This is a genomic window from Aequorivita antarctica (genome assembly GCF_007997155.1).
GTDB classification, from domain to species: domain Bacteria; phylum Bacteroidota; class Bacteroidia; order Flavobacteriales; family Flavobacteriaceae; genus Aequorivita; species Aequorivita antarctica.
This window is the reverse complement of sequence record NZ_VORT01000009.1, coordinates 66,144-81,060: the sequence shown is the minus strand read 5'-3', so window position 1 is coordinate 81,060 and position 14,917 is coordinate 66,144. Positions and strand designations below refer to the sequence as shown.

Sequence of the window (14,917 nt, the reverse complement as noted above, 5' to 3'; positions counted from 1 at the left end):
TTAAAGTTTTCAGTATAATAATAATGTCTTCCAAAAAAAATATATCTTTGAACCCGAAACAATGAAAACATTTACAACAAATACTTGGTGGTGGTCTACTTTACGAAAAACGTCGTGAACTGAACACCTATGGTATTAAAAATATACGAAAAGGCTTGTCAATCACGACAAGCCTTTTTTTTATTGCATAAATTGAAATTTTAAAATGAAATACAACTTAAAAACACATTCAAAAAAACTATTGGCAGATACCCTCACGCCCGTTTCCGTGTATTTGCGGTTGCGCGACAAATTTCCGAATAGCCTTTTGCTGGAAAGTAGCGACTATCACGCTAACGACAATAGTTTCAGCTATATCTGTTTGAATCCGATTGCTTCCATAAAAGTTGAAAATGAAACCATATTTCAGCATTTTCCGGATGGAAAAAGTCTTGAAACCAGAATTACTGAAAGCACAAATGTCCCAAAAGTTTTAGATGAATTTGCTTCTTCTTTTTCTTCGGTTCTGTCTTCCGAAGCTTTAGCGAAGGGAGAAGCAAGCAATTTCAAGTTCATCAACAATGGTCTTTTCGGCTTTATGGCTTTTGATGCAGTGCGGTATTTTGAAGATATTGAACTTCATAAAAAAGAAGAGAATCTAGAAATGCCCGATCTGTATTATGCAGTTTATCAAAATATAATCGCAATAAACCATTTCAACAACGAAGCCTATATTTTTGCGCACTGTTTTGATTCTGAAAACAACATTCCGCAGATTGAACAAATCTTAAAGTCGAAGAGTTTCGCGGAATATCCTTTTAAAATAAACGGAGATAGAACTACAAATTTAAATGACGAAGATTTTAAAGCTTTGGTTCGAAAATGTAAGGGACACTGCCAGCGTGGCGATGTGTTCCAAATTGTTCCAAGCAAACGATTTTCCCAAAAATTCACAGGTGATGAATTTAATGTTTACAGAGCTTTGCGAAGCGTAAATCCTTCGCCCTACCTTTTCTATTTTGATTACGGAAATTTTAAAATCTTTGGAAGTTCTCCCGAAGCGCAATTAATTGTAAAAGGAAATCGGGCCGAAATTCATCCAATAGCCGGAACTTTCAAACGCACCGGAAATGACGAACAGGATGCGGAACTAGCCAAAAGACTTTCCGAAGACAAAAAAGAAAATAGCGAACACGTTATGCTGGTTGACTTGGCACGAAACGATTTAAGTCGCCACGGAACAAATGTGAAAGTAGAAACGTATCGTGAGGTTCAATTTTTTTCACACGTTATTCATTTGGTGAGCAAGGTTACGGCAACAAAAAATCCAGAAACTATAACAATGCAGATAGTTGCGGACACGTTTCCCGCAGGAACCTTGAGCGGTGCGCCAAAACACAAAGCGCTGCAATTGCTGGAAAAATATGAAAATAGAAGTCGCGAATTTTACGGTGGCGCCATTGGTTTTATGGATTTCAGCGGCAATTTTAATCACGCAATTATCATTCGTTCTTTTGTGAGTAAAAACCATACTTTACATTATCAAGCTGGAGCTGGAGTGGTTTCAGAAAGCAACGAAGAAAATGAATTACAGGAAGTTTATAACAAATTGGGCGCACTCACAAAGGCGCTGGAATTAGCTGAAAGTATATAATTATGAAAATATTGGTAATAGATAATTACGACAGTTTTGTGTACAATTTGGTTCATTATTTAGAAGAATTGGATTGCGAAGTAACCGTAAGACGAAACGATAAGTTTTATTTGGAAGAAGCTGAAGATTACGACAAAATTCTTCTTTCACCAGGTCCAGGAATTCCAGATGAAGCTGGATTGCTAAAAGCAGTGATTCAAAAATACGCAACTTCAAAACCTATTTTGGGTGTGTGTTTGGGGCAACAGGCAATCGGTGAGGTTTTTGGCGGCACCCTTGAAAATTTAAGCAAAGTCTTTCACGGTGTTTCTACCAAAGCAATCATTATTTCAGAGGAAGAACCGCTTTTTAAAGGACTTGAGAAAGAAATTGAAATTGGCCGATATCACAGTTGGGTGGTCTCAAAGGAAGGCTTCCCGGAAATTCTGGAAATTACTTCCGTAGATGAAAACGGACAAATTATGTCGCTTCGGCATAAGCTATACGATGTTTGTGGCGTACAATTTCACCCCGAAAGTGTGCTGACGCCAATGGGGAAACAGATTATTAAAAATTGGATTGAAAGCTGAAAAAAGTATTCAGTGTTCAGTGGCAGTGGGCAGCACTTTTAAATAGACTTTAAGCCTAAACTATAAACATATAGACTCATCGACTTATAAAAATGAAACAGATTTTAAACAGATTAATAAATCACGAACAGCTTTCAAAAGAAGAAGCAAGAACTGTTTTGGTGAATATTTCCGAAGGAAAATACAACCAAAACCAAATAGCTGCTTTTTTGACGGTTTTTATGATGCGAAACGTAAGTTTGGAAGAATTGGAAGGTTTTCGCGATGCTTTGCTAGACCTGTGTTTAGCGGTAGATTTCAGTGAATACAACACCATTGATTTATGCGGAACTGGCGGAGACGGAAAAAACACCTTTAATATTTCAACCTTGGCATCTTTCGTTACAGCTGGCGTAGGTTTGAAGGTTACAAAACACGGCAACTACGGCGTTTCTTCTGTTAGCGGAAGTAGCAACGTGATGGAAGCTTTGGGCATAAAATTCAGTAACAAAGAAGATTTTTTAAAACGCTGTTTGGATGAAGCAGGAATTTGTGTTTTGCACGCACCGCTCTTCCACCCCGCAATGAAAAACGTGGCGCCAATCCGAAAAGAATTAGGCGTAAAAACCTTCTTCAATATGCTTGGGCCGATGGTGAACCCAGCATTTCCAAAAAACCAATTAGTTGGAGTTTTCGATTTGGAATTAGCCAGAATGTATGGCTATCTCTATCAAAAAAGCGAAAAAAATTACGCAGTCCTGCACGCAGTTGACGGATATGACGAAATATCGCTGACTGGTCCCGTGAAAGTGATTACAAAAAATTCAGAAAATATTTTGAATGCGGAAGATTTTGGTGTGAAACAAATCGAGGAATCTGAAATATTTGGTGGGGAAACGGTAAAAGAATCCGCCGTAATATTTATGGATATTTTAAACGGAAAAGGTACAGAAGCCCAAAACAACGTAGTCTGCGCAAATGCTGGAATGGCAATTTCAGTAGTGGAGAATTGCAAAATAAAAGAAGGTTTTGAAAAAGCGCAAGAATCGTTGCAATCCGGAAAAGCATTGAATTCCTTAAAACAATTACAAAAACTGAGAAAATGACAATTTTAGATAACATAACTGCTTATAAACTCAAAGAAGTTGCAGCAAAAAAAGAAGCAATTCCAGTACGCTTGCTTGAAAAGTTTCCGCTGTTTGCGAAAGAAACAAAATCTTTGGCGGAAGCGTTGCGCATTTCAACTACGGGCATCATTGCTGAACACAAACGTCGCTCGCCCAGCAAATCCGTAATCAATGATAAGGTTTTGTTGCACGAAGTGGTTTCGGGCTATGAACTTGCCGGCGCCAAAGGAATTTCGGTATTAACAGATTCCAATTTTTTTGGCGGCTCGCTGGACGATTTATTGGTGGCAGAGAAAACGGTTTCCATCCCCATTCTTCGGAAGGAATTTATAATTGACCCCTACCAAATTTATGAGGCAAAAGCCTATGGTGCAGATGCCATTTTATTGATTGCCGCCTGCCTTTCTGCTGAAGAGTTAAAGCAGTTTTCGCATTTAGCAAAAAATTTAAAACTGGATGTTTTGCTGGAAGTTCATAATTCTGAAGAGCTTCAAAAATCATTGTTACCGAATGTAGATATGATTGGCGTGAACAATCGGAATCTGAAAAACTTCAAAGTGAATATTGAAACCAGTAGAAAGCTTTCAAAAGAAATTCCAACCGATTTTGTAAAAATATCTGAAAGCGGAATCAGTGATGTTGAAACTATAAAAGAATTAAGAACATACGGTTTCGAAGGTTTTTTAATTGGTGAAAACTTTATGAAAACCGAAAATCCCGGCGAGACTGCAAAGCAATTTATTGAAAAATTAAGATGAAAACATTGCTAAAAATCTGTGGAATGAAACACAATGTAGCAGAAGTGGCAGCAATTCAGCCAGATTATATGGGTTTTATTTTTTATGAAAAAAGTCCGAGGTTTTTTGACGGCGAAGTCATTCCTAAGTTGCCGGCTGGAATTAAAAAAGTTGGGGTTTTTGTGGATGCTTCTGTGGAAGAAATTTTAGAGAAAGTCAGAAAATATAATTTGAATATAATTCAATTGCACGGGGATGAAAGTGTGGATTTCTGTAAAAAATTAAAAGAAGGTCTCGATGGCGCTCGATCAGACAAAAGTGATACTATCGAGATTTGGAAAGTTTTTTCAATAAGAGATAAATTCGATTTCGAAATTTTAAAATCCTACGAAAGCATTGTAGATAAATTCCTTTTCGACACTAAAGGAAAAGAAAAAGGCGGAAATGGTTTCACTTTTAATTGGGAGATTCTCAAAAATTATCCTTCTAAAAAACCCTTTATTTTAAGCGGCGGAATTGGTTTGGAAGAAATTGAGTCCTTGAAAAATTTACTAAAAACAGACCTTCCCATTCACGCGATTGACGTAAACAGTAAGTTTGAAACTGCCCCGGGAATGAAAGATGTTTCGGCATTAAAATCATTCACCGAAGTTTTGAAGCACTACTTAAAAGAACCACCAGCCAAGACATAAAAATCAAGAGCCAAGAGACAAGAACCAATACTCAATACTCAATACTCAATACTCAATACTGAAAATATGAATTATAACGTAAACGAAAAAGGCTATTACGGCGAGTTTGGCGGAGCGTATATTCCCGAAATGCTTTATCCAAATGTGGAGGAGCTTCGGCAGAATTATTTAAAAGTAATGGCGGAAGAATCCTTCCAAAAAGAGTTTCGTGAATTACTGAAAGATTATGTGGGACGACCGACTCCCCTATATTTTGCGAAACGACTCTCAGAAAAATACAACACCAAAATCTATTTAAAACGGGAAGATCTTTGTCACACAGGCGCACATAAAGTAAATAACACCATTGGTCAGATTTTAATGGCAAAACGTTTGGGCAAAACCCGAATTATTGCTGAAACAGGCGCTGGACAACACGGTGTTGCAACCGCCACCGTATGCGCCTTAATGGGTTTGGAATGTATTGTTTTTATGGGGGAAGTCGATATAAAACGCCAAGCTCCAAATGTGGCTCGAATGAAAATGCTGGGTGCAAAAGTGGTTCCGGCTAAGAGCGGCAGCAAAACCTTGAAAGACGCCACCAATGAAGCCATTCGCGATTGGATAAACAATCCGGTGGATACACATTATATTATAGGTAGTGTGGTAGGACCACATCCCTACCCTGATATGGTTGCGCGATTTCAAAGTGTAATTTCTGAAGAAATAAAAACCCAGCTCAAAGAAAAGGAAAGTCGTGAAAATCCGGATTTTGTGGTAGCTTGTGTTGGTGGCGGCAGTAACGCCGCTGGAGCTTTTTATCATTATTTGGAAACTCCGGAAGTTGGGATTATCGCCGTTGAAGCTGCTGGAAAGGGAATTGACAGTGGCGAGAGCGCTGCAACTTCAGCTTTGGGAAAAGTGGGGATTATACACGGAAGTAAAACACTGTTGATGCAAACTGCCGACGGACAAATTACCGAACCCCACTCCATTTCGGCAGGATTGGATTATCCGGGTGTTGGGCCTATGCATGCTAATCTTTTTGCAAGCGGACGCGGGGAATTTATTTCAATAACCGATGATGAAGCTATGGAAGCTGGACTTGAACTCTGCAAACTGGAAGGCATTATTCCCGCCATTGAAAGCAGTCACGCGCTCGCAATTTTTGAAACGAGAAAATTTAAAAAGGATGATGTTATTGTGGTGAATTTGAGTGGACGGGGCGATAAAGATCTTGATACTTATATAAAATATTTTAATCTATAAATGAGACCTAACAGGTTTTAGAAACCTGTTAGGTCTAATCTTATGTTATGAATAGAATAAAAAATACACTTTCAGAAAACAAAAAACTGCTTTCCATTTATTTCACAGCAGGCTATCCAAAATTGGATGATACTATTGAAATACTTCAGCAATTGGAAAAAAGCGGAGTCGATTTGATTGAAATTGGTTTGCCTTTTAGCGATCCCTTAGCCGATGGCCCCACTATTCAAGCGAGTTCACAAGAATCTCTAGAAAATGGCATGACAACCGATTTACTTTTTCAGCAATTAAAAGACGTGCGAAACACTGTTTCCATTCCATTGATAATTATGGGTTATTTTAATCCCGTTCTTCAATTTGGCGTAGAAAATTTTTGTAAAAAATGTGCCGAAGTTGGCATTGATGGCCTGATCCTTCCTGACCTCCCTTTGGCTGAATATGAAGAACATTATGCTAAAATTTTTAAAAAATATGGTTTGTTGAATATCTTTTTAATCACGCCCCAAACTTCCAAAGAAAGAATTAGACAGATTGATACTGCTTCCAAAGGCTTTATTTATATGGTGAGCAGTGCCAGCGTTACTGGCAGCTCCGACGGTTTTGGCAAGGAACAGGAAAATTATTTTGAACGAATCGCTTCTCTGAAACTAAATAATCCCCTAATTGTGGGATTTGGGATTCAGGATTCGAAAACTTTCAGCCAAGCCACGTTGCACACCAACGGAGCAATTATTGGTAGTGCTTTTATAAAAATGCTTTCGGAAAAAGGATTTGCAGGAATTTCATCTTTCATCAAATCAATTAGATAACTTTTTCTATTCTTAAATGATTCTGAAGAAACTACAACGAAACACTATCTTTGCACTTTAACTTTATTTATTTACATGAACCAACCCGTTTCTGGATTTTCAAAAAAATCAAAGGATGAAAAAATTGAATGGCTTGCAGAAAATTATCTGCAAAACAATCCTGATTCCGTTCAAATTCTAAAAAAGTACTGGAATGAAGATACTTCCTTACAGCAACTACACGATGATTTTATTGAAAACACCCTATCCAATTATTATATGCCTTTCGGCATTGCGCCCAACTTTTTGATAAACGGAAAGTTGTTTGCCCTTCCAATGGTTACCGAAGAAAGTTCCGTTGTAGCTGCCGCGAGTAATGCTGCCAAATTTTGGCTGGAACGCGGTGGATTTAAAGCCGAAGTGATTTCCACAGAAAAAAATGGTCAGGTTCATTTCAATTTCTATGGAAGTGAAAAGGATATCGAAAATTTCTTTGAAGAAGTAAAACCGAAACTTCGCCTTAGCATCCAATCCCTCGAAAAAAACATGAAAGCCCGTGGCGGAGGTCTTGTAAAGCTTTCGCTTATTGACAAATCGCACATTTTGGACGGCTATTATTACATTCACGCCACTTTTGAAACTTTGGATGCTATGGGCGCCAATTTTATAAACAGTTGTTTGGAGCAGATAGCACACACTTTTGAAGACGAAGCTAGAAATTATGAAAGCTTCCAGAAAAAAGATAGCTATCCCGAAGTAGTAATGAGCATCCTTTCCAACTACGTTCCCGAGTGTTTAGTACATGCCGAAGTGAGCTGTAATGTGGAAGAACTTACCACAAAACATAACGACGGAAAGCAGTTTGCCCAAAAGTTTGTGCGCGCCATTGAAATCGCCAAAACCGAATCGCGACGCGCTGTAACCCACAACAAAGGTATTATGAACGGGGTAGACGCGGTAGTTTTAGCAACTGGCAACGATTTTCGAGCTGTGGAAGCTGGCGTGCACGCTTATGCCGCCCGAAACAGTTATTACGGAAGTTTAACACACGCTAAAATAGAAGATGATATTTTCACTTTTTGGATTGAATTGCCTCTAGCTGTTGGCACAGTTGGCGGATTGACTTCACTTCACCCATTGACAAAACTTGCTTTTGAGATTCTTCAAAAACCCAATGCAAAAGAATTGATGAAAATTCTGGCCGTTGCCGGTTTAGCCCAAAACTTTGCGGCAGTGCGATCTTTGGTTACCACGGGAATTCAAAAGGGACATATGAAAATGCACTTGATGAATATTCTAAACCAACTGCACGCTTCCAAAGAAGAAAAGGAAAAGGCTATGGAATATTTTATAACAAACCCTGTTTCGCATAGTTCGGCGGATGATTTTTTAAAAAAATTGAGAGGTTGATATATTTAGAAACAAATTGAAGAAAACTTTTTATAGCAACGGAAAATTATTGCTCACGGGAGAATATGTGGTTCTTGACGGCGCTATTGCTTTGGCCATTCCAACTAAATATGGGCAATCTTTAGAAGTATCCACTTCCGAAAAAGAAGGAATTCACTGGAAAAGTTTTGATGAAAAAGAAACAGTTTGGTTTGAAGAAGTTTTTAGTTTGAAAGATTTAAAAGCTTTAAACCCAGAGAATACCTTTTCAATAACCTTATCAAAAATACTTCGGGAAGCAAAAAACCTAAACCCTGCTTTTCTTAATAAACCCAAAGGTCTTACTGTTTCAACAAAATTGGATTTTCCTCGCGATTGGGGCTTGGGAACTTCCTCAACATTAATAAATAACATTGCACAATGGGCAAAGGTGGATGCTTTTGAGCTATTGAAAACCAGTTTCGGCGGAAGTGGTTATGATATTGCTATCGCAAAAAGTAGTGCTCCTATATTATATGAATTAAAAGATAAAATCCCTGAATTTAAAAAAGCACATCTTTCATGGGACTTTACAGACCGTTTGTTTTTTGTTCACTTAAATCAAAAGCAGGATAGCAAAGAAGGGATTTTGAGATATAGAAACACTTCAGTGGATCAAAAATCAATTCAAAGAATTTCAGACATCAGCAATAAGTTATTGTTATGTTATTCCCTTTCAGATTTTGAAAAATTGATGAATGCACACGAAGAAATTATTTCAAAAATTATAAAGCTTCCAACAATAAAAGAACAACTTTTTAGGGATTATCCACACACCATCAAAAGTTTGGGCGCTTGGGGCGGGGATTTTGTTTTGGTTACTGGCGATAATACCGATATGGATTACTTCAGGAAAAAAGGGTTTGAAAGTATTGTTCCTTTCGAAGAAATGTTGCTCTAAAGCCTGAAAAACAAGTAGTTTAAAACAAAAAACCCGAAACAATTGTTTCGGGTTTTTAAGTGGTGCCTCCAAGAATCGAACTAGGGACACATGGATTTTCAGTCCATTGCTCTACCAACTGAGCTAAGGCACCATTATTGAGTCGGCAAATATAAAGCTATTTTCTTTTTCTCAAAACATTAATTCAAAAAATAAAAAAAAGATAATCTTTAACCAATTTAATAAGGCCTTAACAATTACTTGCGACCTCAAGTTGTATTTTTATCACCTCAATTAAAAAAATGAATCTCACAATAGATGTAGGGAACACACTGATAAAGCTTGGAGTGTTCGATTCTGGAAAACTCAAGCTAAAAAAAACGTGCATTAAAAAAGATCTTTTGCATACACTTGCCGAAATTTCCGAAGCTTTACCCGCAATTCAGAAATGCATTATTTCATCCGTAGCAAATCTATCAGGACACCAATTATTGAAATTAGAGCAACTATTTGATGTTTTGATTTTAAACCATCAAACTAAAATCCCATTCACTAATAAATACGAAACACCACAAACATTGGGAATAGATCGCATTGCCTTAGTAAGCGCGGCCGCCGAGCAGTATTCAGGTGAAAATGTTTTAGTAATCGATGCGGGAACTTGTATTACTTATGATTTTTTAAATTCTGAAAATGAATACTTGGGTGGGGCTATTTCTCCAGGTATTTCGCTTCGCTATAAAGCTTTGCATACGTTTACCGAAAAATTACCGTTACTTGAAGCAACCAATCCAAATTTATACATAGGAAACAATACTACAGCCTCCATACATTCAGGGGTGATAAACGGCGTTTTGTACGAAATAGATGGCTATATAAGTGAGTATCATGAAAATTACCACAATTTAACAGTTATTTTAACAGGAGGAGACGTACATTTTTTGCGAGATAGTATAAAAAATGACATCTTTGCCAACTCAAATTTTTTATTGGAGGGATTGAACCATATTTTAGAATTTAACAAACATTGATGTTTAGAAAAATAGTAATTGGTTTATTTTTATTTATAACCAGTATCGCCCTTGCTCAGGAAGGAACCACCTCACCTTATTCTTTTTATGGTATTGGGTCGCTAACATTTCGCGGTACTGCTGAAAACAGATCTATGGGAGGTTTGGGTGTTTTCTCTGACAGCATTCACTTAAATCTTCAAAACCCTGCTGGTTATGCAGGACTGCGATTGATTAATTTTTCCGTGGGGGGCAGCCATCAGTCTATATCACAAAAGACCAGCACTGAAAGCCAAAACACTTCCACTACAACGCTAGATTACTTGGCAATGGGTATTCCTATGGGTAAATTCGGAATGGGTTTTGGACTTATTCCTTATACTTCAGTGGGCTATGATTTTTATTCTGAAATACCTGACGGCATTACACAATACACTGGAAACGGTGGCTTAAACAAAGCATTCCTTGCTCTTGGATATCAAGTTACTCCTGAATTTAGCCTTGGTGTGGATGCCAGTTATAATTTTGGTAAAATTGAGAACACTGCAGTTACTCAAAAATCAGAGCTTCAATACGGAACCCGTGTTATTAATAGGTCAAACCTATCAGGTTTTACTTTTAATATTGGAGCATTGTATAAAAGAATGGTTACCGAAAACTTAGAACTTACTGGTTCTTTGAGTTTTATACCAGGAACAAATTTTAACTCAGAAAATCTTAGAACAACAGGAAGTATATCTATACTTCCTTCGGGTATATATGATATTGATGTAAGAGAAGTATCTGTGCCTAACACAGAGTTTACCTTTCCTTCACAATTTACATTTGGGGTAGGCATAAGCAAACCAAAAAATTGGGGCCTTGGATTGGAATACGTAAACCAAAAAACAAGTAATTTTACAAACCGCTCATTCACCATTGAAAATGTAACCTATAAAAATGCTTCCAAATTTAACGTGGGAGGTTTTTATATTCCCAATTATAATTCTTTCGGAGATTACTACAAGAGAGTCGTTTACAGAGCTGGAGCAAGGTTTGAGCAAACAGGCCTGAGTGTGAGCGGACACGACATTAATGAGTTTGGCATATCTTTTGGAGTAGGATTACCCATCGGACGATTATTCTCTAATATGAATTTAGGTTTTGAATATGGAAGTCGGGGAACAACAGACTTTGGTTTAATAAAAGAAACCTTTTTCAATACATATTTAAGTTTCTCATTAAACGACCGTTGGTTCGAAAAAAGATTATACGATTAAGATTAATACTACTAATAGCAATACCATGAAAACGAAATTCATTTTATTATTTACCATTGCACTGCTTTCTGTTTCTGCAAAATCTTTTGCACAGGCACCGGATGACTGTACAATTTTAATGTCTTATTTTACAGAACAAGCCAAAATAAAAAATTACGAGGCAGCACTTCCTCATTACGAAAACCTAATAAAAGATTGTCCAAATTATAATCTTGCTATTTACCAATATGGTATTAAAATGTTTGAATATTTTGTTGAAGAAAAAGGTGATAAAAGCAAAATAAACAATCTTATTCAAGCATATCAATTAAGACTTCAAAACTTTCCAGAGCAAACTAAGGAAGGTGATGTTCTTTCAACCATTGCCCAAATAAAATTTGACAACAACATTGGCTCAAAAGCTGAGCAATTCAAAGCTTATGACGAAGCCTTCAAGAAGGATCCAGAAAATTTTACAAGCGGAAAAAGTCTTTATGCCTATTTCTCATTAGCTGTTGACCTTTTTAACGACGGTCAGAAAGACATCCAAGAAATCTTTGATCTATATGATATTGTTATAAGCAAAATAGACACTGAAAAAAACAGTCTCGCTTCAAAACTTACACCTTTAATGGATAAAGAAGAAGCAGGAACGGCCCTTAGTGATAAAGAACAACGCGCTAAAGATGTTTATGAAAACAACTTAGGTGTTTACGCAACTGTTGAAGAAAGCGTTAACGGAAAATTGGGGCAGTTGGCAGATTGTCCAAACCTTATCCCTCTTTATGAAAAAGACTACGAGCAGAAAAAGAACGATATAGATTGGTTAAAAGCTGCTAGTAACAGACTGGATGCTAAAGATTGCGAAAGCCCATTATCAAACAAACTGGCAGTGCGTCTTCACGAGTTAGAGCCAAGTTCTACTTCTGCCTACCTTTTGGGTAAACAAGCTGAAGCTGAAGGCAAAGCCTCAAAAGCTTTGGAATATTTCAACCAAGCTGCGGATCTAGAAAAGGATAATTCTAAAAAAGCACGTATATACTATAGCATTGCAGAAAACTATCGCAAAAAAGGAAGCCTTGGTACAGCAAGAAACTACTATAACAAAATGCTTGAAGCAAAACCTTCTGCTGGAATCGCTTACTATAAAATTGGCGCAATGTATTCAGATAGTGCCAACAACTGCGGAACTACTGTATTTGAAAAAAGAGCAATGTACTGGCTAGCTGCAGATATGATGGACAAAGCAGCCCGAGTTGATGGAACAATTGCTTCAAATGCAAGAGCAGCCGCAAGTAGCTACAGACAACGTGCTCCACAGGCAAGCGACATCTTTTCTGAAGGTATGGCTGGCAAAACAATTAAATTCAATTGTTGGGTTGGCGGAAGCGTAAGAGTTCCTAACTTATAAGAATGTACACCACTATAAATATGTTTAAAAGCGTGATGGCCTTGGTATTGGTCATCACGCTTTTTGCATGTGAAAGCAATTACCAAAACGTAAAAAAACTAAGTCTTTCTGACGGAGCACCCATTGCAGAAGGAAAAGGTATTAATTTTAAATATACAGATTCGGGGAAATTGGTGACCAATCTTTTGGCTGATAAATTGCTCGATTACTCAAATTTGGAATTTCCATATAAAGAATTTCCTGAGGGAATTGAAGTGCGCTTTTGGGACGAAGATGGAAAAAAAAACACCGTAACAGCAGATTATGCTATCCAATTTGACGGAACCGGCTTGGTCGATTTGCGCAAAAACGTAGTAGTGGTAACAGCAGATAGTGTTGTTTTAAAAGCCAACCAGCTCTATTGGGATCAAAAAAATAAATGGGTTTTCACAGACAAGCCCTATCAAATAAAATTTAAAGATGGTTCCTATAACGATGGCGCCGTAGGATTTGACAGTAGTGAAGATTTCACTACCTTTCTATCCAGAAAAAATCAAGGAGTTCAATTAGTTGACAAAACCAAAACAGAAGATGTTAAATAAAGTATATCGTTTTTTTGAATATGCATATCTTATAATTGCAGTATTTTTTGCTTATGAAGCAGTAAACAATTGGAATACTGAGCCAAACCGAGCCTATCTTTTCCTCTTTTTTGTGGTAGTTGCTATCTTTATGTTTTTCTTTAAAAGAAATTTCAGAAAGAAAATGGAAAACCGTTCCGAAGATTAATTTTAACATAAAAAAATCCTCCATTCAAATCTGTGCTGAGCGCAGTCTAATTAAGAGCTAGAGGAATGTTTCCTCTTTAAAACAAAAATTCAAATTGGATTACAGCATCATAATAATACTGACAATGCTCATCCTCTCCGCTTTTTTCTCGGGGATGGAAATTGCATACGTTTCTTCCAACAAAATCCACATAGAGATTGAAAAGAAACAAAACAACTTCTTGTCTGGAATCCTTAAAAAAATTACCAAACGTCCTTCAAAATTCATTGCTACGATGCTCGTGGGCAATAATATTGCCCTTGTTATATACGGTTTTTTTATGGGCGACCTGTTAATGGAATACATTCCACTGGCTGGTTTCGGGGGTTTATTGGTGCAAACTATTATTTCAACTTTAATAATTTTATTGACCGCAGAATTTCTTCCAAAGGTTTTCTTTCAAATCTACGCAAACAGTTTGGTTAAAGTTTTTGCCGTTCCCGCCTATTTTTTTTATGTTCTTTTTTCTTTTATTTCAGAATTCATCATTTGGATTTCAGATTTGGTGCTAAAACTTATTTTTAAGTCCGAAGGCGATACCGTGCAACTCACCTTCAGTAAATTGGAACTTGGAAATTATATTTCCGAACAAATGGATATTTCAGAGGCTAAAGAGGAAATGGATTCGGAAATTCAGATATTCCAAAACGCGCTGGATTTTTCTGAAGTAAAATCGCGCGAAGCCATGATTCCTCGAACAGAGGTTGTAGCGGTAGATATTGACACCTCGCCAAAAGAACTCGCCAAACTTTTTACCGAAACTGGTCTTTCAAAAATATTGGTTTACAATGAAAACATAGACGATATTTTAGGCTATATACATTCTTTCGAGCTTTTCAAAAAACCTGCAAACCTTAAAAAAGTATTGATGCCCGTGGTTTTTGTACCCGAAACCATGCTCGTTAAAGATGTGCTAGGCATCCTCAGCAAAAAAAGAAAAAGCCTTGCCGTTGTAATTGACGAATATGGTGGAACTAGCGGAATTATTACAGTTGAAGATATTATTGAAGAGCTTTTCGGCGAAATTGAAGACGAACACGACAGCATCGCACTTATTGAAGAAGAACTTGGCGAAGACCATTTTAAATTTTCCGCCCGTTTGGAAGTAGATTACCTCAACGAAAACTACAAACTTGATTTGGAAGAAAGTGAAAACTACGAAACCCTCGGCGGCCTTATCGTGAATCACACCGAAGAAATTCCAGAAAAAGGTGAAACCGTTGAAATCGATAAATTTACCTTCACAATTCTGGAAGTTTCCAACACAAAAATTGAACTTGTGGAATTAAAAATTATCCATGAAGATTAGATTTTGAACATTTCCACAATTTTTTCAATATACTTTTTTATTAATGCAGGGAAAATGGTAT

The 14,917-nt window shown here is 37.1% G+C and carries 14 protein-coding genes, 1 tRNA gene and 1 pseudogene; 15 read left to right on the top strand and 1 reads right to left on the bottom strand.

Translation table 11 applies throughout. The annotated features are described in order from the left end of the window. Positions 1-205: 205 nt before the first annotated feature. From ESU54_RS12820 to ESU54_RS12780, 9 genes and pseudogenes are all read left to right on the top strand, one after another. Positions 206-1,633 carry an anthranilate synthase component I family protein gene (locus tag ESU54_RS12820; protein WP_111844060.1) on the top strand — a complete coding sequence of 476 codons (1,428 nt, stop codon included), beginning with the start codon at positions 206-208 and terminating at the stop codon, positions 1,631-1,633. A gap of 2 nt (positions 1,634-1,635) precedes the next feature. Continuing rightward, entirely contained in the window at positions 1,636-2,202 is a 567-nt protein-coding gene (locus tag ESU54_RS12815; protein ID WP_111844059.1) for an anthranilate synthase component II, read from the top strand. A gap of 92 nt (positions 2,203-2,294) precedes the next feature. After that, positions 2,295-3,287, top strand: coding sequence for an anthranilate phosphoribosyltransferase (trpD, locus tag ESU54_RS12810; protein ID WP_111844058.1), 993 nt, complete (start codon positions 2,295-2,297; stop codon positions 3,285-3,287). After that, on the top strand, positions 3,284-4,066 hold the full coding sequence (gene trpC / locus ESU54_RS12805) for an indole-3-glycerol phosphate synthase TrpC (RefSeq protein ID WP_111844057.1): 783 nt from the start codon (positions 3,284-3,286) through the stop codon (positions 4,064-4,066). The genes trpD and trpC overlap by 4 nt, the downstream gene beginning before the upstream one ends. Before the next feature lie 23 nt (positions 4,067-4,089). Then, positions 4,090-4,737: a phosphoribosylanthranilate isomerase gene (locus ESU54_RS12800; RefSeq protein ID WP_170253286.1), complete on the top strand. Its 648-nt coding sequence runs from the start codon at positions 4,090-4,092 to the stop codon at positions 4,735-4,737. Positions 4,738-4,803: 66 nt separating this feature from the next. Further along, a complete protein-coding gene (trpB, locus tag ESU54_RS12795) occupies positions 4,804-5,985 on the top strand; it encodes a tryptophan synthase subunit beta (RefSeq protein ID WP_111844055.1) in 1,182 nt (393 codons plus the stop codon). A gap of 47 nt (positions 5,986-6,032) precedes the next feature. Next, positions 6,033-6,794, top strand: a complete 762-nt coding sequence (gene trpA / locus ESU54_RS12790; RefSeq protein ID WP_111844054.1) for a tryptophan synthase subunit alpha — start codon at positions 6,033-6,035, stop codon at positions 6,792-6,794. Positions 6,795-6,848: 54 nt separating this feature from the next. After that, positions 6,849-8,183: pseudogene (locus ESU54_RS12785) on the top strand (hydroxymethylglutaryl-CoA reductase, degradative); the annotation flags it as partial. A gap of 16 nt (positions 8,184-8,199) precedes the next feature. Further along, complete coding sequence (locus tag ESU54_RS12780) at positions 8,200-9,102, top strand: GYDIA family GHMP kinase (protein WP_111844052.1); 903 nt, start codon at positions 8,200-8,202, stop codon at positions 9,100-9,102. 60 nt (positions 9,103-9,162) lie between these two features. On the opposite strand, the gene ESU54_RS12775 is transcribed toward ESU54_RS12780, so the two are convergent. Next, a tRNA-Phe gene (locus ESU54_RS12775) sits at positions 9,163-9,235 on the bottom strand. Between the two features lie 148 nt (positions 9,236-9,383). Between ESU54_RS12775 and ESU54_RS12770 the strand changes: the two genes are divergently transcribed. From ESU54_RS12770 to ESU54_RS12745, 6 genes are all read left to right on the top strand, one after another. Next, positions 9,384-10,112 carry a type III pantothenate kinase gene (locus ESU54_RS12770; protein ID WP_111844051.1) on the top strand — a complete coding sequence of 243 codons (729 nt, stop codon included), beginning with the start codon at positions 9,384-9,386 and terminating at the stop codon, positions 10,110-10,112. After that, positions 10,112-11,350 (top strand): hypothetical protein, encoded by a 1,239-nt coding sequence (locus ESU54_RS12765; protein WP_111844050.1) that lies wholly within the window; start codon positions 10,112-10,114, stop codon positions 11,348-11,350. Before ESU54_RS12770 ends, ESU54_RS12765 begins: the two co-directional genes overlap by 1 nt. A 25-nt stretch (positions 11,351-11,375) precedes the next feature. After that, positions 11,376-12,740, top strand: coding sequence for a tetratricopeptide repeat protein (locus tag ESU54_RS12760; protein WP_111844049.1), 1,365 nt, complete (start codon positions 11,376-11,378; stop codon positions 12,738-12,740). Positions 12,741-12,742: 2 nt separating this feature from the next. After that, on the top strand, positions 12,743-13,321 hold the full coding sequence (gene lptC, locus ESU54_RS12755; protein WP_111844048.1) for an LPS export ABC transporter periplasmic protein LptC: 579 nt from the start codon (positions 12,743-12,745) through the stop codon (positions 13,319-13,321). Beyond that, a complete protein-coding gene (locus tag ESU54_RS12750) occupies positions 13,311-13,508 on the top strand; it encodes a hypothetical protein (protein ID WP_111844047.1) in 198 nt (65 codons plus the stop codon). Before lptC ends, ESU54_RS12750 begins: the two co-directional genes overlap by 11 nt. 124 nt (positions 13,509-13,632) lie before the next feature. Further along, positions 13,633-14,856, top strand: a complete 1,224-nt coding sequence (locus tag ESU54_RS12745; RefSeq protein WP_111844046.1) for a hemolysin family protein — start codon at positions 13,633-13,635, stop codon at positions 14,854-14,856. Positions 14,857-14,917: the final 61 nt, after the last annotated feature.